Below are 19,916 nucleotides of genomic sequence, written 5' to 3'. Positions count from 1 at the left end.
TGCCGATACCCGGCTGGTATCGTGGCCCGCTGGTGTGTGGAACGCCGAGGCCCGGGTCTCAACCGGCCGCCGGGAACCCCTCGACCACGCACCTGGGCCGGCAGCATCGACGACAGACAGGGAAGCACTGTGCCTACGTACAGCCCGAAGGCGGGTGACGTGACCCGCCAGTGGTACGTCATCGACGCCACTGACGTAGTGCTCGGCCGTCTTGCCGTTCAGGCAGCGAATCTGCTGCGCGGTAAGCACAAGCCGACCTACGCACCGCATATGGATGGTGGCGATTTCGTCATCATCATCAACGCCGACAAGGTCGCCATCAGCGGCAACAAGCGGCAGAACAAGCTCATCCACCACCACTCCGGGCATCCCGGTGGCCTGAAGTCCCGCACTGTCGGCCAGGTGCTGGAAGCGCGCCCCGACCGGCTGGTGGAGAAGGCCGTCAAGGGCATGATCCCCAAGAACAAACTCGGCAACGCGATCGCCGGCAAGTTGAAGGTGTACGCGGGCCCGACCCATCCGCACACCGCTCAGCAGCCCGTTCCGTTCGAGATCAAGCAGGTGGCCCAGTGACCGCTCCCGAGGAATTCACCGAATACGACGAAGCGGTCGTCGAGGACGCCGCCGCCGAGGTGCTGGACGAAGACGTGTCCTACGACGACGATGCCGAGTTCGTCGAGTACGCGGCTCCGCTGGATCGCCCGGTGCAGACCGTCGGCCGCCGCAAGGAAGCCGTCGTCCGCGTGCGCCTGGTGCCGGGTACCGGCAACTTCGTGCTGAACGGCCGCTCGATCGAGGACTACTTCCCGAACAAGGTGCACCAGCAGCTGGTGAAGTCGCCGCTGGTCACCGTCGAGCGCGTCGAAGGCTTCGATGTGTTCGCCCGCCTGCACGGCGGCGGCCCCTCGGGACAGGCCGGCGCGCTGCGTCTGGCCATCGCCCGGGCGCTGATCGTGGTCAACGCGGACGATCGTCCCGCACTCAAGCGCGCCGGGTTCCTCACTCGTGACCCGCGTGCCACCGAGCGCAAGAAGTACGGCCTCAAGAAGGCCCGTAAAGCGCCGCAGTACTCGAAGCGCTGATATCGCCGATGCCGGCTGTCCGCCCGCCGCGTGCGGGTGGGCGAGCCGGTGTCGGTTCCGAGAGCAGGCGACCGGCCGGAGTCCGGTCGCCTGCTCTCGTGCTATATCTACCGCGGTGTTCGCCGGCCGGCCGTTCCGAGGGCAGTTTCGGCAGGGATCGTCGCGCGCTGTGGACTCACTGACGAGGGGCAAGGTATGGGACATCTGTTCGGCACCGACGGCGTACGCGGGCTCGCCAACGATTCGTTGAGTCCGGAGCTGGCGTTACGGGTCGCCGGGGCGGCGGCGCAGGTACTGGGCGGGAACGTCCATTCCGGCCACCGTAGGATCGCGGTCCTCGGGCGGGATCCGCGCGCCAGCGGCGAGATGCTGGAGGCCGCGGTGACCGCGGGACTGACCGCCGCGGGAATGGATGTGTTACCGGTCGGCGTGCTGCCCACTCCGGCTGTCGCCTATCTGACCGGCCTGTACGGCGCGAGCCTGGGTGTGATGATCTCCGCCTCGCACAATCCCATGCCGGACAACGGAATCAAGATCTTCGCGGCCGGTGGGCACAAGCTCGAGGACGCCGTCGAGGAACGTATCGAGGCACAGGTCGACGCCGGTGGCTTCGATCGCCCGACCGGAGCGAAGATCGGCCGGGTGCTCGGCGCCGCCGGAACGCGCCAGCCCGGTTCGGATCTGCCCGATCAGTTCAGCGTCGGCGGGACCCACGAACGTTATATCGAGCATCTGGTGGAGGCCACCGGTCAGGACCTGAGCGGGCTGACGGTTGTCGTGGACTGCGCGCACGGCGCCGCGTCCGAAGTCGGGCCCGCCGCCTACCGGGAGGCCGGAGCCCGAGTCGTCGCGATCAACGCAGACCCCGACGGACTGAACATCAACGCCGGATGCGGGTCGACCCATCTCGAGCAGGTGCAGCAGGCGGTCCGGGAGCACGGAGCCGATCTCGGCCTGGCCCACGACGGCGATGCCGATCGCTGTCTGGCGGTGGACGCGGCGGGCGATGTCGTGGACGGTGACGCGATCATGGCGATCCTGGCCATCGGTATGCGGGAAGCCGGGACTCTCGTCGACGACACCCTGGTGGCCACCGTCATGAGCAATCTGGGACTCCATCTCGCGATGCGCGCCGCCGGAATCGCCGTGCGCACCACCGGCGTCGGCGACCGCTATGTGCTGGAGGAACTGCGCACCGGTGGTTACACACTGGGCGGCGAGCAGTCCGGCCATGTCGTCTTCCCGCGGCACGGCACCACCGGCGACGGTATCCTCACCGGCCTGCAACTGATGGCCCGGATGGCGCGGACCGGTGAACCGCTGGCCGAGCTGGCGGGTGTGATCCAGAAAGTGCCGCAGGTGCTGGTGAACGTCCCGGTCTCGAACAAATCCGCGGTCACCTCCGATCCCGGGGTCCGCGAAGCCGTCCGCGCGGCCGAGGACCTGCTCGGCGAATCCGGTCGAATCCTGCTGCGCCCCAGCGGTACCGAACAGCTGGTCCGGGTGATGGTGGAAGCCGAGGATCACGACCGGGCTGTGCAACTCGCCGACGATCTCGCGAAGCTGGTCGCGGCTGTCTGAACCGGTAGGTGGCTCAGGGATCCACCCTGAGCCACGGGCCCCGGAAATCAGGGTGCGGGTCGGTAGCGCTACCGATGCGAGCGTCCGGTGACGGTGCGGATAGTGGACGGTGTAGCAACCGCGATCGAAAGGACCGCCATGACCGCCCCCGCACGCCGTTTCACCCGCTCCACCGCCGATAAGTGGATCGGCGGAGTCTGCGGCGGTATCGCCGAATACTTCGGCTGGAGCTCAGGTATCGTCCGGCTGCTGTTCGTCGTGTCCTGTGTGCTGCCCGGCCCGCAGTTCCTCATCTATCTCGCGCTGTGGCTGTTCATGCCGAAGCGCTGATCGCGCAGCCGGTTCGGCAACGCCGTAACCCCTTGTGTCCCATAGCCACCACCAGCCCCGTTCCTGTCCAGGAGCGGGGCTGCGCTGTACGGTCGGGGATGGAAAGATGAACGGGAAATCGTTCCCGTGGTCGACCAGTGGAGCTCAGGAGAATCCATGCCTACATCAGGAGAGTTCCCCGGCATCGGTATGCCGAGTTTCGAGGCTTCCTCGTCGCTGGACGGTCTGGGTCCGGTGGAAATGGAACCACCCACCCAGGATCTCGACAGCGACGGCATCCTCGACACGTTCACCACCAGCGGCCCCGACTCGATGAGTGTCTGGACCGATACCGATCTCGACGGCTACGCCGACCAGTTGAGCGTGGTGGAGAACGACGGCGACTACTCGGCCTGGGAGTACCACCGCAACCCGGACGGGACCGGGGATTGGCGGCAGACCGACCAGGGGACGCTGGGGGAGTAGGGAATATCGAACGCCCGGGTCCGGTAGGGAACCGGACCCCGGGTGGGCGCGTCGAATCAGGTAGCAGCAGAGCGCCGCAGGGCCGCTCGGGGTGGTTCCCGGGAGGGCGGGCAAGAAAGAGGGGAGACCCGTGAGCACAGGTGATCAGCCGGTCGGGATGGACGCCGATGCGCTGGGAAAATTGGGCAATGATTTCTGCGGCAGCGCGGGGGTGATCAAAGATCAGGCCAAGAAGGTCGCTGACAACATCATCCCACCGTCGGCTACCGGATTCGCTTATATCGGAGATCAAGGAAAAAATATAGATAACGGGCTCCGGAAGATCGAAACATGGTTGAACGACTGGGCGGAGGCCACCGATCTCACAGGTGATGCGATCGGACAGGATGTTGTCACCTACTCGAATGTCGATAAAGAGAATGCGAATCAGACTCAGCAGGCGGCGAGCTGATTCTCATGACAAACGATACGGCTCCGGTGGCTGACACTGTTACAGTACTACTCGAAAAGGGCTCTGAAGCTCTGCGTTTTTTTGAGCTCTTCGAGCCCCCGTACCTCAAATGGGTCGGTGGTAATAATCCTGGTTACCGGAACTATGGTGACCTACACGGGTTGTATTATCAGCAGAACGGCCTGGACGAAGACAGCTTCACTCGCGCGGCCGATGCCCTGAAAGAAGCTTTGGACAACGTCGAAGCCCAGCACGGGCAGCTGCAGCAGCTCGCGCAGAATCTGCCGTCCGTGTGGTCGGGGCAGGCGGCCGCGAACGCCTCGGATATGATTGCCGATCAGCTTTCCATGGCTCAGGCCGATATAACTATCGTCAAGAATGTTCACACGGAGATTTCCGACTCTGTCTCGGAGTTGCGCGCGGCGGTTTCTCTGAAAGCCGCGCTCGTCGGGGCGATTCTGGAGGACGGGAACATGACGATTCTGGAAGGTAAGTCCCCGGAAGACGTCTATACCGTTATCGAGGGCGCGGAACACCTCGGCGTCACGCACGCGTGGGGATCTGCGATGGAAAACCTCGAACGTATATTCCCGGATATGTACAAGGATATCAGCGCCCCGCGAGGGATGCTCAACGATGCCGTTCAATGGATATCGCTCGGGTTCATCGGCCCCGGTAGTCCGACGACACATTCGATCGAGACTTTTTGTAAAGACTGGCTGGTGAAGTTCGCGGAAGAGTACGAACGCCTGATCGGTGTATTCGTCACCGCATGCACGGAAACCGATCGGATGGTGCGGGAAGAGTACGACAGGATCGTCGCCGCGTTCAAAGGTCTTTCCGAAAAGCCCTATCCCTGTCCGCAGGGCACTCGGCAAGCCACCACGCCGCAGACAACCACCGGAACGCCGACTACCACCGGAACCCCGTCGACCACCACCGGAACCCCGTCGACCACGACCACGACCACTCCTTCCACGACGACCACGCCGTCCACCACAACTACGACTGCAGGGGACGATCCGCTGTCCGCGCTGACGCAATTGGGTACACAACTCGCGTCGTCCGGACTCGGTACCCAGCTGGTCGAGGGAATCGGTCAGCTGGTCAGCTCGGCCACCGAACAGGTCGGCAATACCCTCGAGCAGCTTCGGGCCGAAGCGGAGCAAGAGGTCGACACGGAGGGCGAGGGTGAGCCGGACGACCCGGCGGGTACGCCGGAGCAGCCGGGCGACCCCGCGGACGGCAACGGCATCGAACTGGATGGTAAGGAGTACAAACTCGAACTCGGACCCGACGGCAATCTACAGCTCGTGGTAACCGGGGACGCGGGTGAACCACAGACCTATCGTGTCGAAATAGGCCCTGATGGAAAACCGATCATCGTGGACGGAGAAACCGGCGATGAACAAGAGCCTGAATCGACCGACTCCGGTGCGGGGCAGCAGCCCACCGGGCCATCGCCGGGCATGCCGGCCGGTAGGAAGGAAGAGGACGGCGAGCATCAGCCGCAGGACTATCCGGTCGAGCCTGACACTGACCCCGAGCAGGAAGAGCCCTCGGGCCCACCCGAATCGGAACCGGACGTGCAGACGCCGCCTGCCCCGCCACCGGTTGACACCGGGGCCCAACTGGCAGAAGCCGGCCCGTTGTGATGGGCGGCCGGTCGTGTCGATAACAACCGACGGAGGATCGAGCAATGACTCGCGGTGAGATCGCGGACCAGGCCCGGAGGCTTACGCAACAGATGCTCGAAGAGGCGACCGAGCACCGACGACGGAACTCGATGAAGCTGAGAGAGCTGGAGCAGCGCACCCATCAGCGCCTTCAGCAGATAGTCGAGGACGCCCAGAGTCAGGCGGAACGGGTGCGAGGAGAATCCACCGCATCGCCCTCCGAGGCCGGCCGGCATACCGAGAGTGCGCCCCGGGGAGAGGGCGCCGGGGAGTCGCCCCGCTCGAGGGACGAGGAGCCGCGGAGGCAGCAGGAGCCGCGGGCACGGCCTACCGAGAGTGGAGGCGTGCCGGTGCGGTCGGGGGATGGGGACGGAAGCCGTCCGACGACAGTGCCGAGCGGTGAAATCGACCGACAGGAAGCAATCGCGCGATCCGTTGCCGCTCGTCGCAGAAACAATGTCGTCGCACCGATCGACGACGACGGTGATGACGAAGCGGAGTACTACCGGCGCAACAGCTGGCTGGTCTGACCCGGCCTCCGGCAGCGCGACCGGCCACCGCCGGGTGTGTCATGATCATCCGATGAGTCTGGGGGACGCCTTCGGGTTGACGGATACGCCCAATTTTCTACCGGGATACCACGGGTCCGACGGGGATACGCGGTATCCGTCACCACGCAGTCTGCGATCGATGGGTGCCGCGTTGATCGACCTCGTTCTGCTGGTCGGCCCGATTCTCGCGTTGAGCGTGCTGGTGGTGGTGGTGGAAATGCCGAGAACGTATAGCTATTCGCTGCTGCCGATACCACTTGTCATCATCGGCGGGAACCGGATTCTGCTGCGGAAATGGGTGCATGCGAGTGTCGGGGAGTTGATCTTCGGGCTGGTGGAGATTCGCGGTCGTGACGGGGCGTGGCCCGGCTGGGGCGATCTGTTGTCAGGACGTGCGGCGGGTCGCGATGGCGTGCCGAATATCGTGAGCGTCCGCCGCTGCGATATCCGAAGCCGAGGCCGCGAATCGGACCGATGAGGCCCTTTACGGCCATGCCGATCCGCCACCTCTGTCACCCGAGGGGTCGTCGGGACGGCTCGTCTCCGGGGGACTACTTGCGCAGCGACCGGACCAGCTTGCCCACCGTCGCCGGGTCCGGAGTCGCGGCGGCTTGCCGGCTCTCTTCCTGATCCAGCAGGGCGGCGGCGGGATCAATCACATGCGTGTGCTTGATCGCTGTCTCCGGGTCGGCGAACGGCTTGTAGGTCTTGTCGCCGAGCAGGGTGTGCAGCAGGAACCCGGTGAGCAGGGCGCGGGTGGCGCGGGAGGTCTTCTCCTCGTGTTTGCCGCCACCGAGTGCGGACAGCAGGCGGCGGCCCTCGGCGAGGCCGTTGTGGCCCGCGCCGTCGAGTGTGCGCAGGATCACCGGACCGCCCCAGGTGGCCGCCAACGGGACCGCGTCGGAGCTCAACGAGTCGATATCGCTCACTCCGGCCAGGATCAGGGCCGGGACCGTGAGGTCACCGGCCACCGAGGTGGCGGCGGGAGCGGTGGGCGCGGGAAACAGCGGAGCCACCGCGGCCACCCGGCGCTGGGCGGCGGCGAGTACGGCTGCGCCCGCTCCCATCCCGTGCCCGGCCAGGGCCAGGCGTTCGGGATGCACGGTGAGAGTGCCGTCACCCAGCCGGACACCGGTGCAGATATCGAGGGTGGTGAGCAGGTCGGTGGCCAGGTTCAGATGGGAGGGCACGGGGCCGCGCTCGGTATTCGGCGCCGCCGCCACGATCCCCCAGGACGCGAGGTGTTCGAGCAGCGTGCGGTAGTTACCGGCGCCGCTCAACCAGCCGTGCCCGAACGCGACCGCGGGTAGGTCCCGCCCGGATTCCGGCGTGTACACCACCCCGGGTTGCCCCGCGATGGCAAGATTGCCGCGGAGCACCCGATTCGGGCCACGGCTGGTCAGAGTGCTCAGAAGTGATTTCACAGACGCCGACACGACGAGAACGTTAGCCGATAAGTAGGCTGGGGAGCCATGTGCGGAATCGTGGGGTACGTCGGGTACCGGGACGCGTTGGGCGTCGTCGTCGCTGCCTTGCGCCGCATGGAGTACCGAGGTTATGACTCCTCCGGGGTGGCGATTCTCGATGGCGCCGGTGGGGTAGCGGTCGAGCGGCGCGCCGGGCGGCTGAGCAATCTGGAAACGGCGTTGGACTCCGCGGCGGCGGGCGTGTTCGCGGGCAGCACCGGAATGGGGCATACGCGGTGGGCCACCCACGGCGCGCCGACCGACCGCAACGCCCATCCGCACCAGGATGTGAGCGGCAAGGTCGCGGTCGTGCACAACGGCATCATCGAGAACTTTGTCCAGCTGCGGCGTGAACTCGAGGACGCCGGGGTCGAGCTGCGCAGCGAGACCGATACCGAGGTCGCCGTGCACCTGGTCGCCCGGGCCTACGCCGAGGGGTCGACCGCGGGCGATTTCGAGGCCAGCACATTGTCGGTACTCCGGCGGCTCGAGGGCGCGTTCACGCTGGTGTTCACGCACGCCGACCATCCGGGAAAGATCATCGCGGCGCGCCATTCGACCCCGCTGGTCGTGGGAGTGGGCGAGAACGAGATGTTCATCGCCTCCGATGTGACCGCGTTCATCGAGCACACGCGGGAAGCGGTGGAACTCGGTGAGGGCCAGGCCGTGGTGATCACCGCCGACGGTTACCGCGTCACCGACTTCGACGGCTCCACCGACGGTGTGAGCACCCGGCCGTTCACCATCGACTGGGATCTGGCCGCCGCCGAGAAGGGCGGCCACGACTACTTCATGCTCAAGGAGATCGACGAGCAGCCCACCGCGGTCGCCGATACGCTCATCGGTCATTTCGATCAGACCCCGAGCCGGGCCGGCCGGATCGTGCTGGACGAACAACGCCTCTCCGATCAGGAACTGCGCGATGTGGAGAAGGTCTTCGTGGTGGCCTGTGGCAGCGCCTACCACTCCGGGCTGGTCGCCAAGTACGCCATCGAGCACTGGACCCGGCTGCCGGTCGAGGTGGAACTCGCCAGTGAGTTCCGCTACCGGGACCCGGTGCTGGACCGCTCGACCCTGGTGGTGGCGGTTTCCCAGTCCGGTGAGACGGCAGACACGCTCGAAGCCGTCCGGCACGCCAAGAGCCAGAAGGCCCGGGTGCTGGCGGTCTGTAATACCAACGGCGCGCAGATCCCGCGCGAATCCGACGCGGTGCTCTACACCCGGGCCGGGCCGGAGATCGGGGTCGCCTCCACCAAAGCGTTCCTGGCGCAGGTGACGGCGAACCTGCTGGTCGGGCTGGCGCTGGCGCAGGCGCGCGGTACCAAGTACCCCGACGAGGTGGCACGCGAGTTCGCCGAACTGGAGGCCATGCCGAAGCTGGTGGCGCGAGTGCTGGAAACCGCGCCGCAGGTGCGGGCCATCGCCCGGGAGCTGGCGCGCGAGCGGACCATCCTGTTCCTGGGTCGGCATGTCGGATATCCGGTGGCGCTCGAGGGTGCGCTCAAGCTCAAGGAGCTGGCGTACATGCACGCGGAAGGTTTCGCTGCGGGTGAGCTCAAACACGGTCCGATCGCGCTGATCGAGGACGGTCTGCCGGTGATCGTGGTGATGCCGTCGCCGAAGGGGCGCGGGGTGCTGCACTCCAAGCTGCTGAGCAATATCCGCGAGATCCAGGCCCGCGGGGCGCGCACGATCGTGATCGCCGAGGAGGGCGACGATCTGGTGCGCCCGTTCGCGGACGATCTGATCGAGATCCCTTCGGCGCCCACTCTGTACCAGCCGCTGCTGTCGACGGTCCCGTTGCAGATCTTCGCCGCCGAGGTGGCGCAGGCGCGCGGCTACGACGTGGACAAACCCCGCAACCTGGCGAAATCCGTCACCGTGGAATAGGCGTACCTCCGCATTCGCTCCGGCTGTGCGCGTCGACGTGTGGAGCCGACCGGGTTACGTCTTCTCGACGGTGATCGTGCCGCGCATATCCGGGTGGATCGGGCACAAATAGCGGTATTCACCGGGTGCGGTGAAGGTGTGACTCCAGTCGCCCACCTCGAACAACGGGCTGTTGATCCCCATCGCCTTGTCGCCGATGCCCTGCACACCGTGTGGCAGATCGCCGTCGAAATGCCAGGCGACCGTATCGCCGGCGGAAATGGTGATATCGGCCGGCGAGAAGCGGTCCTCTTCGACCTCCACCGTGACGGTGGCCTCCGGAGCGTGCTGCGAATGCGCGCCGGAGGTATCGGATTTCGTCGCCCCGTCCGCCGAACTACCGGAATCACAACCGGACAGCAGCGCCGCGACGAGGGCGAATCCGGTGGCCGGGACGAGTACGGCGCGGTGAGCTCTGGGCATGAAGGTCAAGCGTAGTCTGCTGGCATCGCTGCCCGTCCAACTGCGGAGGTGTGTCCGGTGACCCAGCCGCGCGGCTACTACACCGCCGACGAGGTGCGCCTCGCCGAGGCCGAACTGTTCACCAGAGTTCCCGACGGGGTGCCCATGCGCCGCGCCGCGTACGGGCTGGCCACGGTGGTCGCGTCCGAGCTGCGGGCACGCAGCGGCGGCGTCGCGGGGCGGACGGTGGCGCTGCTGGTGGGGTCGGGTGACAACGGCGGCGACGCGCTGTGGGCGGGGTCGATGCTGCGGCGGCGCGGTGTCGCGGTGACGGCGGTGCTGCTGAATCCGGCACGGGCGCATGCGGCGGGCCTGGCCGCGCTGCGGCGCGCCGGGGGACGGGTGTGCGCCGATCCGGTTGCGGCGGTAGCGGAAACGTCTCACGCCGATCTGGTGATCGACGGGATCGTCGGCCTCTCCGGTCGTGGCCCGCTGCGCCCGGGGGCGGCGAGAATCGTTGCGGAGTGCGATGTTCCGATCGTCGCCGCCGATCTGCCCAGCGGCGTCGACCCGGATACCGGTGTGGTGTCGGGCCCCGCGGTCCGGGCGGCGGTCACGGTCTCCTTCGGTGCTTGTAAACCCGTGCACGCGCTGGCCGCGGACCGCTGCGGCCGGATAGAGCTGGTACCCATCGGTCTACGGCTGCCCGAGCCCGGTCTGGCCGCGTTGGAGCCCGCCGCGGTGGGCGCGGGCTGGCCGGTGCCGGGAGCCACGGACGACAAGTACACGCAGGGGGTGACCGGTGTCCGCGCCGGCAGCGCCACGTATCCGGGCGCGGCGGTGCTGTGCACCGGGGCGGCAGTCGCCGCGACCTCCGGGATGGTGCGCTACGCGGGCACCGCCGCCGCAGCCGTCCTGGCCCGGTATCCCGAGGTGATCGCGGTATCGGACCTGGCAGCCGCCGGTCGCGTCCAGTCCTGGGTTTTCGGTCCGGGCTCGGGTACCGACCGCGCCGCCCGCGATGAGCTCGCCGAGATCCTGGCCACCGATCTGCCGGTGGTGGTCGACGCCGACGGTCTCACCGTGTTGGCGAGCGAACCCGAGTTGGTGCGTGACCGCCGGGCGCCCACGGTGCTCACCCCGCACGCCGGCGAGTTCGAACGGCTCATCGGCCGTGAGCCGGATCCGGACCGTGTCGCCGCCGTCCGGGAATTCGCCGACACCTGGCAGGTCACCGTTCTCCTGAAAGGCCGAGCGACCTTGGTCGCCGAACCGGGTGCTCCGGTACTGATCAACGAAGCCGGTGGGTCCTGGGCGGCGACCGCCGGGGCCGGTGACGTGCTGTCGGGGATGATCGGCGCTCTGCTGGCCGGCGGCCGGGAGCCCGGCTGGGCCGCGGCCGCGGCGGCCCGGGCGCATGCCGTGGCGGCCGAGCTGGCCGCCCACGACACAGGTCCGAGTGGGTCCGGCGCGGCACCGATTTCGGCGAGCCCGCTGCTGCAGCACCTATCCCGCGCCGTCGGAGCACTCCGCTCGCTGCCCGCTTGACCGGCCCCCGTCACCGGCGGCGAGTCCCCTCGGATGTTTCGACATCCGGGCGGCGGGCGAGCCGGGCGAATGCGACCGGACCAGCGTCGGTGGAGCTCTGAACCACTTCTCGCCTATCGCTCATCGGATGGGCACCGAGGACCGAAGAGTTGTGGCACTATTTTCTTGCCACTGTCCGGTCGGCGAAGTTCTGAACGGATATACGCGACGGCTTCGACGCTGTCAGCGAGGCGATCCCGTGCCGGTGCCACGACCGACGATGCGGGGTTTACACCGCATATGACGCACGATGGGTGTGAACACCGTTGCTGGGAACGGACATATTGCGGGCTCTGATGGCCGATACCGTCGATGCCTTGCGCGAGCAACTGGTCCGGCGCGCGGCTCCGGCTCTGGCCCGACGTCACAGTGGGGAAAAGCTGCGCCGGGGCAACGACTCCCTGGAGGGAGGCGGTGACCGGGCCGGCGAAGCATCGGTCGCAGATGTTGCCACCTCCCGCGCCGACGGTGCCGAGCCCGGGCACCTCCATACCTCCGCGGTACGCGTTTCGCAGGACGCCGACCCGACCTTCCTCGATATTCGTGAACGTCTCTTCGTACGCGGCGACGCGGCGGCGCGTACGGCCTGGGGCCGTGAGTTGATGGAGCTGACGGAACTCGGCTACGGCAGGCAGGCCGACCACCATCTGGAACAGGTCTTGGGTCTGCCCGAATATCGATACCACGAAACTCGAGGAGCAGACCGACCGGTCGCGCCGTTCGAAGGATTGTCCGCCGAACTGGCGGGGCGGCCGGGCGTGCACGCACCGGAACCCTCGCGAATGGTCTATCTGTCTCCGGTCGCGAAGGCGTTGAACCTCACCCCCGACGATGTCGTCTACGACATCGGTTCCGGCCTCGGCAAGGCCGGTCTGTTCTTCGGGGGGTTCACTCCGGCCAAGCGAGTGGTCGGCCTCGAGATCGAGCCGGCGTATGCGATGTTCGCCGATAGGCGCGCACGCGAACTGGGGCTTTCACATGTGAGCTTCGCGAACCGGGACGCGCTGGAGGCCGATATCTCCGACGGTACGGCCTTCTACTTCTACAACCCGTTCGGATCGACCCCGGACCGGGATGCCGTGGGCATGCTCGCGGATCGGTTCGCTGAACTGGGCAGTGCGAAAGATATCCAGATCGCCGTCAAGGGGAAACCGTTGCAGACGCGTCTGGATGAAACCGGTGTGTTCTCGGCGGAGACCGTACTGGAGGATCCGGCGGTCTGGAAGGTATTCCGCAGTCACCAGGATCCGTCCTAGCTGTATCGGCGGACTCCGGCCACCTATCGGAAGCGCCCGGCAATGCCCGTCCACGCTGGACCCTCACCGGACAGAGGGTTGCCGGGCGGTCGTCCACGCCACGACGCGGGTGGCCGTTCGACCGGGCGGCCCGGACGGATGGCAGTATCGGCAGGTGTGAACGGTCAAGTGGAGGCAGTCGTCGATCTGGACGCCATCGCGCACAACGTCGGAGTGCTGCGTGCGCACGCAGGCGACGCCGCGGTGATGGTGGTTGTCAAGGCGGACGGCTACAACCACGGTGCCGTCGAGGTCGCGCGGACCGCGCTGGCCGCGGGAGCGGCCGAACTGGGGGTCACCACGGTGGCCGAGGCGGTCACCCTGCGCGCTGCCGGGATCACGGCACCGATCCTGTGCTGGCTCAATGTCTGTGATTCCGATTACGCCGCGGCCGTCGCCGCCGATATCGAAATCGGGATCTCTTCCCTGGAGCAGTTGGACGCGGTCGCCGCGGCCGCCCGGAAGGTGGGCGAGCAGGCCGTCGTGAGCCTCAAGATCGACACCGGGCTCAACCGCAACGGGATAGAGCAGAGTATCTATCCCGTGGTGCTGGCGGCCCTGCGAAAACTCGTGGACGAGCAGGTCGTGCGGTTCCGCGCGATCTTCTCCCATCTCGCGCACGCCGACGAGCCCTATCACCCGACCATCGATGTGCAGCGCGTCCGCTTCCTCGACTCCATCGCCGCGGCGAAGGAATACGGGCTGGAACCGGAACTGGTGCATCTGGCGAATTCCGCGGCCACTCTCACGCGGCCCGATCTGGCTTTCGATATGGTCCGCCCGGGTATCGCGGTGTACGGGCTCACTCCCGTACCCGATATCGGCGAATTCGATCTCCGGCCCGCGATGACATTCCAGGCCGAAGTGGCGCTGGTCAAACATGTCGCCGCGGGTGAGGGCGTGTCCTACGGGCACGAGTGGATCGCCCCGGCCGATACCACCGTCGCGCTGATCCCCGCCGGTTATGCCGACGGTGTCTTCCGGCCCCTGGGCGGTCGGATGGAGGTGTGGGTCGGCGGACACCGCCGCCCGAACCGCGGCCGGGTGTGTATGGATCAGTTGGTGGTGGATCTGGGTGACAACGCCGAGGGCGTCGTCGAAGGCGATACGGCGATCCTGTTCGGATCGGGTAGCCGCGGCGAACCGCGGGCCCAGGATTGGGCCGATCTGCTCGGCACGATCCACTACGAAGTGGTGTGCGCGCCCCGTGGCCGGGTACACCGGCGGTATCGAGGGGGTATGCGATGACACGACGAACAACCCTGTTGCGCGGTGGGCTGGCCACCGCCGGGGTGGTCGGCGCCATGGCCGGTGTGCACGCATTGCGCCGCGCCGGCGCGAAGGTGCTGTGGCCCCCGGTCCGCGACGAATACCGCGACGAGAACTTCGCGCTGATCGATCTGGACCGCGCCGGTGAGGTGCTTGCCGACGACGGTGTGTGCTTGGCCACCCGTGAATGGGGGTCCGGTGACGCCGACGCCACAGTGGTTTTCGTGCACGGCTTCTGCAACAGCATGGAGTCGTTCCATTTCCAGCGACGCCATCTGGCGCAACGCTGGGGCTCGCGACTGCGGCTGGTGCTGTTCGATCTGCGTGGCCACGGTCGCTCGGGAACACCGGAAACCGATACCTGTACCGTGTCCCAGCTCGGCCGGGATCTGCTCACGGTGATCGATGCCCGGGCACCGCGCGGGCCGTTGATCCTGGTCGGGCATTCGCTGGGCGGGATGGCGGTGCTCGCCGCGGCCGCGCATGCCGGTGGACTCTTCGCGCAGCGAGTGCGCGGCGTCGCGCTGCTGTCCACCGCCGCGGCGGAGGTGACCTCCGCGGGTATCGGACAGTTGCTGCGCAACCCCGCGATCGACGGATTCCGGCTGGCCGTGCACACCGCGCCGGCGCTGGTGCAGGCGGGGCGGGTCACCGCCCGGCATGTGATCACCCCGATTCTGCACGTGAGTTCTTTCCACGGGCCGGTGAGCCCGACACTGTCGCGGTTCACCACCATGATGATCGACCGCACGCCGGTGGAATCGGTCGTGAAATTCCTGAAGGCCATCGAATTGCACGACGAGGCGGCGGCGTTGCCGGTGCTGCGCGATATTCCGGCGCTGGTCCTCGGCGGTACCCGGGATCTGGTGATTCCGTTCCGCAATTCCCGTGTACTGGCACGGGAATTGGTGGATTGCGAACTCGTCCGCCTGCCGGATGCGGCACATATGCCGCAGTTGCAGTACCCGGACGAGACCAATGCCGCGCTGGACCGGTTGCTGATACGAGCCGGGGTGGTCGGCGAGGACGATCGGCGGGAGGCCGCCGGTGGCTGACCGCGGCGAACGCCGGCTGCCGGAGGTCGCCGATACCGAGGCGCTCGGGCGGGAACTGGCCACCGGACTGCGGGCGGGCGACCTGGTGGTGCTGGACGGGCCGCTGGGGGCCGGTAAGACGGCCCTGACCCGCGGTATCGCGGCGGGCCTGGGGGTCGGGGGCCGGGTGAGTTCACCGACCTTCGTCATCGCGCGCCGGCATCCGGCGGGTGACCGCACCGACGGCCCACCCGTACCGCTGGTCCATGTGGACGCCTATCGGCTCGGCGGCAGTCTCGACGAACTCGACGCACTCGATCTGGATACCGAACTCGACGACGCGGTCGTGGTGGTCGAGTGGGGCAGCGGAATGGCGGAACGGCTCACCGGCCGGCATCTGCTGGTGCGATTGTCGCGCGCGCCGGAATCCGAAGTCCGCACGGCATCTTGGGAGTGGGTGCACATCGCGGAAGCGCGATAGGTCGCGCGAATTCGGTAACCGGGCTGCTGGGGCGCCGTGCGCCACCGCCGTGTGAAGCGGGTCACCCGGTATCGTTGACCAGACCATGCTTGCACTTGCTGTCGACACCGCGACGCCTGCCGTTACGGCGGGACTTGTCGAATTGGAGCAGGCGGCCGCCGGTACGAACACCTCGGACGCCGCTCTTCCGCGCACTCTGGCCGCCCGGGTGCTCGTCGATGCCCGCGCGCACGCCGAGGCATTGACTCCGCAGATCCTGGAATGCCTGGCCGAGGCCGGGGTGTCGCGTACCGATATCGCGGCGGTCGTCGTCGGTATCGGGCCGGGGCCGTTCACCGGTCTGCGAGTGGGGATGGCCACGGCCGCCGCATTCGGTGACGCGCTGGGTATCCCGGTGCACGGTGTCTGCAGTCTGGACGCGATCGCGGCCGAATGCGTACCTGAACTCGGATCCGGCGACGAACTGCTGGTGGTCACCGATGCTCGTCGCCGCGAGGTCTACGCCGCGCGGTACCGCGACGGCGGCCGCACCAGGGTCGCCGGGCCCGAAGTACTCAAACCCGATGAGGTGCCGGTGGCCGGCGCGACCGTGATCGCGGGATCGCCCGCGCACACCGCGCTGTTCGATCTTCCCGCGCTGACCGTGCAAACGCCCTCGCCCGCCGCCCTGGTGCGGGTAGCGGCAGCCGCGCTGCTGTCCGGCGCGACCCCCGAACCGCTGGTCCCGCTGTATTTGCGCCGCCCCGACGCGGTCGAACGCAGCTTCCGCACTCTCGACCGGATGGGAGCGTGACAATGGGAATTCGCATCGAACCCATGGAGCCGACCGATATCGCGGGCTGCGTGGAACTGGAGCAATTACTGTTCCCGGAGGACGATCCGTGGCAGGCGGTATCGTTCCGCTCCGAATTGGCCGCCCGGTACAACCGCTACATCACCGCCCGTGACGACGCCGGGAACATGGTGGGCTACGCGGGGATAGCGCTGCTCGGTGACGCCGAGCACCCGGAGGCCGAGGTGCACACTATCGGCGTCGACCCGACCTGTCACCGTGCGGGTATCGGAACACTGCTGTTGGAGGCGCTGCTCACCGAGGCCGGGCGCCGCGGTGGGCCGGTCTTCCTCGAGGTGCGCACCGATAACGCCGCCGCGATCGCGATGTATGCCAAACACGGCTTCCACATCATCGGCCTGCGCAAGAACTACTACCACCCCAGCGGCGCCGACGCGTACACGATGCGCCGCCCGGCGCTGGAAGACGTCCCGGTGGTCTTCGGCACCCGGACCCCGGACGGAGTGTTGTCGTGATCGTCATGGGAATCGAGAGTTCCTGCGACGAAACCGGCGTCGGAATCGTGCGCCGCCACCCCGACGGCAGCTGTGAACTCCTGGCCGACGAGGTCGCCTCGAGTGTGGCCGAACACGCCCGGTTCGGCGGTGTGGTGCCCGAGATCGCCTCGCGGGCGCATCTGGAGGCGATCGTGCCGGCCATGCGGCGCGCCCTGGCGGTGGCGGGGATCACCGCGCCCGACGCGCTGGCGGTGACGATCGGTCCCGGCCTGGCGGGAGCGCTGCTGGTCGGGGTCGCGGCCGCGAAAGCCTATGCGGCGGCTTGGGATATTCCGTTCTACGCGCTGAACCATCTCGGCGGACATGTCGCGGTGGATACGCTCGAACACGGGCCGATGCCGCCCTGCGTGGCGCTGCTGGTTTCGGGCGGGCATACACATCTGCTGCATGTGAAGGATCTGTCGGAGCCGCTGATCGAGTTGGGTAGCACCGTCGACGATGCCGCCGGGGAGGCGTTCGACAAGGTCGCCCGGCTGCTGGGTCTCGGTTACCCGGGTGGTCCCGCGCTGGACGCGGCCGCGGTCACCGGCGACCCCGGGGCCATCGCGTTCCCACGCGGGATGACCGGTCCGCGGGATCCGCGCTACGACTTCTCTTTCTCCGGATTGAAGACCGCGGTGGCGCGCTATGTGGAAGGGCAGGCTCGGCAAGGGGTCGAGCCGGGACAATTGCCGATTCCCGATATCGCGGCCTCGTTCCAGGAGGCGGTCGCCGATGTGCTCACCATGAAGGCGGTGCGCGCGGCCCAGGATGTGGGTGTCGACACCCTGGTACTGGGCGGCGGCGCGACGGCGAACACCCGGATCCGCTCGCTGGCTCGAGAGCGGTGCGCCGCGGCCGGTTTGACGCTGCGTATCCCGAAACCCCGGCTGTGCACCGACAACGGTGTGATGATCGCGGCGCTGGGAGCACATGTGATCGGCGGCGGCGCCGCACCCTCGCCGCTGTCGGTGGCCTCCGATCCCGGGCTGCCGGTATCGGTCAGCCAGGTGGGCTGACCGGGGAGCGGCCGTATACCGGCGGTTGCGCCGGGCTCGGTAGGAGCTTTCGGAATACCTTGCCGCCGACGATCGCGAATGCTTCCGCGCTCGGCTCGCCGGGCCGCGACCTCGTAGCTGTGCGGCGGTGTGAACGGGCCGGGGACGACCGGCTAACCGGCCGAACCGGATCCGGGCAGTTGCGGACGTGGCTGGGGCGGCGGAATTTCCAGTGTTGTCTGGGTTCGCTGCGAGCCGGTCGGCGGCGGGACGTCCGAGATGGACGGCTCATCGGTCGGGGGCTGGTCCGACGAAGGCGGCGCGGGGACGAGCCCGCCCGGCCCGATACCTTCCGGGAAGGGGATATGCGGCAGGTTCGGATCCGGTCGCAGCGTGGGCGGGGACGGTTCGGTGACCGGCGGTGTGGTGCTCGTGGTGGGTGACGGGGGTGCACCCGATGTCGTGGGCGTGCCGCCGTCCGACGGATACTCGCCCGTGGTGGGGTCTGCCGTGATCGGTGGTTCGGTGTAGGTGGTCGTGCCCTCGCCGGTGTCCGCGGGTTCCTCCACGGGCTGCTGAGGGACCTCCTCGGTGGTGCCGGGTACCACGCTCGTGGTCGTCGGAGCGATCGTCGCGGTGGTCGGCAACTGAGCACTGCTGGTGGTACCGGCGGGAGAGACCTCTTCATCGGAACTCGGGGCCATAGTGTTCACCCCGTACCCGACGATCAACCCCACCACCACGATCGCGCCGGCCACTGTGCCGAACGCTTTGAGCAGAGTGTTCCCGGATTTGTCCGGTGTCAGTGCGCCGATCGGCGCACTGGACCGCGCGGTATCGGCGAGCAGGGCCGCGCCTTTGGCGATCACCGCGTCCGGGTCCGGCACCGTGAGTACCGGGAGATCCAGTTCGGTGCGCAGTGTTTCCAGCACCGCCGGGATATTCGCGCCGCCGCCGATCACCACCACCGCTTCGGGAGCCCGGTCGGCCAGGCCGAAGGTCATCGAGGCGAAGCGCGCCAGTTCGCGCATCAGGCCGGCGGTGAGCGATTCGAAATCCGCCCGGGTGAGTTTCAGCGGCCGGCCCGCGATGTGGTCGATGGTGACGGCCTGGGTCACCGAAAGATGTTCCTTGGCAGTGCGGGCCCGGTTCACCAGCACACTGCGGTTCGGCCGGGTGCCGCGGCGGGCGTAGTGCTGATCGACCAGGTGCCGGTACAGCAGATCGTCGATCGCGCGGCCGCTGACCGTGCTGGAGCGCGCGGTGTGCAGCACGGAGCCGTCGGCCGGGTCGGCCACCGAGACGGTACAGCCGGAGGCGCCGAGATCCACCACGGCCACCGTGCCGTAGCGGTCCATCAATCCGGTATCACGCAGGAAGGTGAGCGCTGCGGTGGTCTCCGGAACCAGTTGCGGGTCGCGGTATTTGCCGGTGCCGACCCGGATGGCGTGCGCCTGCTCTTTGCTGCGATAGGCGACCGCGACACCGGTGGGCGGACGGTCGGCTACCACGTCGAGCCCCGAGGTCTTGGTGGCGGGGACCTGGGTACCGAAGATCGCCTCGTGCGGGTGGCTGGCGGGCAGCTGGGTGGTCATCAGCTCGATGGAGGAGGCGACGAGATCACCGAGATCGGAATGCGCGTCCGCGGAGACCACCCGGTAGTCGAAGGTCCGCGCGCCGTTGGCGGCGGTGGTGACCAGTGCGGAGCACACCACTTCGTTCCCGGCCGAGATACCGAGCGATGTACGCATACTCACTTCACCTCCCTTCGAGTGGACGCGGCTGTCGTGGCGGCCGGCGGTGTCCGGACATGGCGAAAGGTGTTCGCGAAACCGCCGTCGTCTGCGGTGAACGGTGGTTTCGCGAACAACCATCACACATGGTGTCACGATCTGTTATCCGAACGTTACAGAGTCGGAGAATTATTGGGAAGCCCTACCTTTCTTCCTGGGTCGGTTGGGCCGGTAATGTCCCGGCGGCCCAGGGGAAC

The 19,916-nt window shown here is 67.5% G+C and carries 20 protein-coding genes; 17 read left to right on the top strand and 3 right to left on the bottom strand.

Annotated features, from left to right (window positions below):
* Positions 1 to 129: 129 nt before the first annotated feature.
* From rplM to IEY68_RS33855, 8 genes are all read left to right on the top strand, one after another.
* On the top strand, positions 130 to 573 hold the full coding sequence (gene rplM, locus IEY68_RS33890) for a 50S ribosomal protein L13 (RefSeq protein ID WP_063001142.1): 444 nt from the start codon (positions 130 to 132) through the stop codon (positions 571 to 573).
* Complete coding sequence (rpsI, locus tag IEY68_RS33885) at positions 570 to 1,082, top strand: 30S ribosomal protein S9 (RefSeq protein ID WP_189094668.1); 513 nt, start codon at positions 570 to 572, stop codon at positions 1,080 to 1,082. The genes rplM and rpsI overlap by 4 nt, the downstream gene beginning before the upstream one ends.
* A gap of 195 nt (positions 1,083 to 1,277) precedes the next feature.
* The gene (gene glmM / locus IEY68_RS33880) at positions 1,278 to 2,663 is read left to right on the top strand and encodes a phosphoglucosamine mutase (RefSeq protein WP_063001141.1); all 1,386 of its coding nucleotides are present in this window, start codon (positions 1,278 to 1,280) and stop codon (positions 2,661 to 2,663) included.
* Positions 2,664 to 2,801: 138 nt separating this feature from the next.
* A complete protein-coding gene (locus tag IEY68_RS33875; protein WP_063001148.1) occupies positions 2,802 to 2,993 on the top strand; it encodes a PspC domain-containing protein in 192 nt (63 codons plus the stop codon).
* A 156-nt stretch (positions 2,994 to 3,149) separates the two neighbouring features.
* Positions 3,150 to 3,458 (top strand): DUF6802 family protein, encoded by a 309-nt coding sequence (locus IEY68_RS33870; RefSeq protein WP_063001140.1) that lies wholly within the window; start codon positions 3,150 to 3,152, stop codon positions 3,456 to 3,458.
* Positions 3,459 to 3,588: 130 nt separating this feature from the next.
* A complete protein-coding gene (locus IEY68_RS33865) occupies positions 3,589 to 3,909 on the top strand; it encodes a hypothetical protein (RefSeq protein WP_189094667.1) in 321 nt (106 codons plus the stop codon).
* A 5-nt stretch (positions 3,910 to 3,914) separates the two neighbouring features.
* Positions 3,915 to 5,564, top strand: a complete 1,650-nt coding sequence (locus IEY68_RS33860; RefSeq protein ID WP_189094666.1) for a hypothetical protein — start codon at positions 3,915 to 3,917, stop codon at positions 5,562 to 5,564.
* A 603-nt stretch (positions 5,565 to 6,167) separates the two neighbouring features.
* Positions 6,168 to 6,614, top strand: coding sequence for a hypothetical protein (locus tag IEY68_RS33855; protein ID WP_189094665.1), 447 nt, complete (start codon positions 6,168 to 6,170; stop codon positions 6,612 to 6,614).
* A 73-nt stretch (positions 6,615 to 6,687) separates the two neighbouring features.
* On the opposite strand, the gene IEY68_RS33850 is transcribed toward IEY68_RS33855, so the two are convergent.
* Positions 6,688 to 7,572, bottom strand: a complete 885-nt coding sequence (locus IEY68_RS33850; RefSeq protein ID WP_063001133.1) for a poly(ethylene terephthalate) hydrolase family protein — start codon at positions 7,570 to 7,572, stop codon at positions 6,688 to 6,690.
* A 36-nt stretch (positions 7,573 to 7,608) separates the two neighbouring features.
* On the opposite strand from IEY68_RS33850, the gene glmS reads away from it, so the two are divergent.
* Complete coding sequence (glmS, locus tag IEY68_RS33845; RefSeq protein ID WP_063001131.1) at positions 7,609 to 9,492, top strand: glutamine--fructose-6-phosphate transaminase (isomerizing); 1,884 nt, start codon at positions 7,609 to 7,611, stop codon at positions 9,490 to 9,492.
* Positions 9,493 to 9,546: 54 nt separating this feature from the next.
* Here glmS and IEY68_RS33840 read toward each other — a convergent pair whose 3' ends face one another.
* Positions 9,547 to 9,954: a cupredoxin domain-containing protein gene (locus IEY68_RS33840; protein WP_063001129.1), complete on the bottom strand. Its 408-nt coding sequence runs from the start codon at positions 9,952 to 9,954 to the stop codon at positions 9,547 to 9,549.
* A 57-nt stretch (positions 9,955 to 10,011) separates the two neighbouring features.
* Here IEY68_RS33840 and IEY68_RS33835 point away from each other — a divergent pair, with 57 nt between their 5' ends.
* From IEY68_RS33835 to tsaD, 8 genes are all read left to right on the top strand, one after another.
* On the top strand, positions 10,012 to 11,481 hold the full coding sequence (locus IEY68_RS33835; protein ID WP_063001127.1) for an NAD(P)H-hydrate dehydratase: 1,470 nt from the start codon (positions 10,012 to 10,014) through the stop codon (positions 11,479 to 11,481).
* A gap of 335 nt (positions 11,482 to 11,816) precedes the next feature.
* On the top strand, positions 11,817 to 12,776 hold the full coding sequence (locus IEY68_RS33830; protein WP_063001125.1) for a class I SAM-dependent RNA methyltransferase: 960 nt from the start codon (positions 11,817 to 11,819) through the stop codon (positions 12,774 to 12,776).
* Between the two features lie 138 nt (positions 12,777 to 12,914).
* Positions 12,915 to 14,063: an alanine racemase gene (alr, locus tag IEY68_RS33825; protein WP_082681321.1), complete on the top strand. Its 1,149-nt coding sequence runs from the start codon at positions 12,915 to 12,917 to the stop codon at positions 14,061 to 14,063.
* Positions 14,060 to 15,139: an alpha/beta fold hydrolase gene (locus tag IEY68_RS33820; RefSeq protein WP_058854731.1), complete on the top strand. Its 1,080-nt coding sequence runs from the start codon at positions 14,060 to 14,062 to the stop codon at positions 15,137 to 15,139. Before alr ends, IEY68_RS33820 begins: the two co-directional genes overlap by 4 nt.
* Positions 15,132 to 15,599: a tRNA (adenosine(37)-N6)-threonylcarbamoyltransferase complex ATPase subunit type 1 TsaE gene (gene tsaE / locus IEY68_RS33815; RefSeq protein WP_189094664.1), complete on the top strand. Its 468-nt coding sequence runs from the start codon at positions 15,132 to 15,134 to the stop codon at positions 15,597 to 15,599. Before IEY68_RS33820 ends, tsaE begins: the two co-directional genes overlap by 8 nt.
* Positions 15,600 to 15,684: 85 nt before the next feature.
* Positions 15,685 to 16,392 carry a tRNA (adenosine(37)-N6)-threonylcarbamoyltransferase complex dimerization subunit type 1 TsaB gene (gene tsaB / locus IEY68_RS33810; RefSeq protein WP_058854729.1) on the top strand — a complete coding sequence of 236 codons (708 nt, stop codon included), beginning with the start codon at positions 15,685 to 15,687 and terminating at the stop codon, positions 16,390 to 16,392.
* A gap of 2 nt (positions 16,393 to 16,394) precedes the next feature.
* A complete protein-coding gene (rimI, locus tag IEY68_RS33805; RefSeq protein WP_058854728.1) occupies positions 16,395 to 16,907 on the top strand; it encodes a ribosomal protein S18-alanine N-acetyltransferase in 513 nt (170 codons plus the stop codon).
* Positions 16,904 to 17,947: a tRNA (adenosine(37)-N6)-threonylcarbamoyltransferase complex transferase subunit TsaD gene (gene tsaD / locus IEY68_RS33800; protein WP_058854727.1), complete on the top strand. Its 1,044-nt coding sequence runs from the start codon at positions 16,904 to 16,906 to the stop codon at positions 17,945 to 17,947. The genes rimI and tsaD overlap by 4 nt, the downstream gene beginning before the upstream one ends.
* Before the next feature lie 152 nt (positions 17,948 to 18,099).
* On the opposite strand, the gene IEY68_RS33795 is transcribed toward tsaD, so the two are convergent.
* Positions 18,100 to 19,677, bottom strand: a complete 1,578-nt coding sequence (locus IEY68_RS33795; RefSeq protein WP_063001123.1) for a DUF7159 family protein — start codon at positions 19,675 to 19,677, stop codon at positions 18,100 to 18,102.
* Between the last annotated feature and the right edge of the window lie 239 nt (positions 19,678 to 19,916).

It is taken from the genome of Nocardia jinanensis (assembly GCF_014645735.1).
Taxonomy (GTDB): Bacteria; Actinomycetota; Actinomycetes; order Mycobacteriales; family Mycobacteriaceae; genus Nocardia; species Nocardia jinanensis.
The sequence above is the reverse complement of the archived record's forward strand: the minus strand, read 5'-3'. Positions and strand labels throughout refer to the sequence as shown.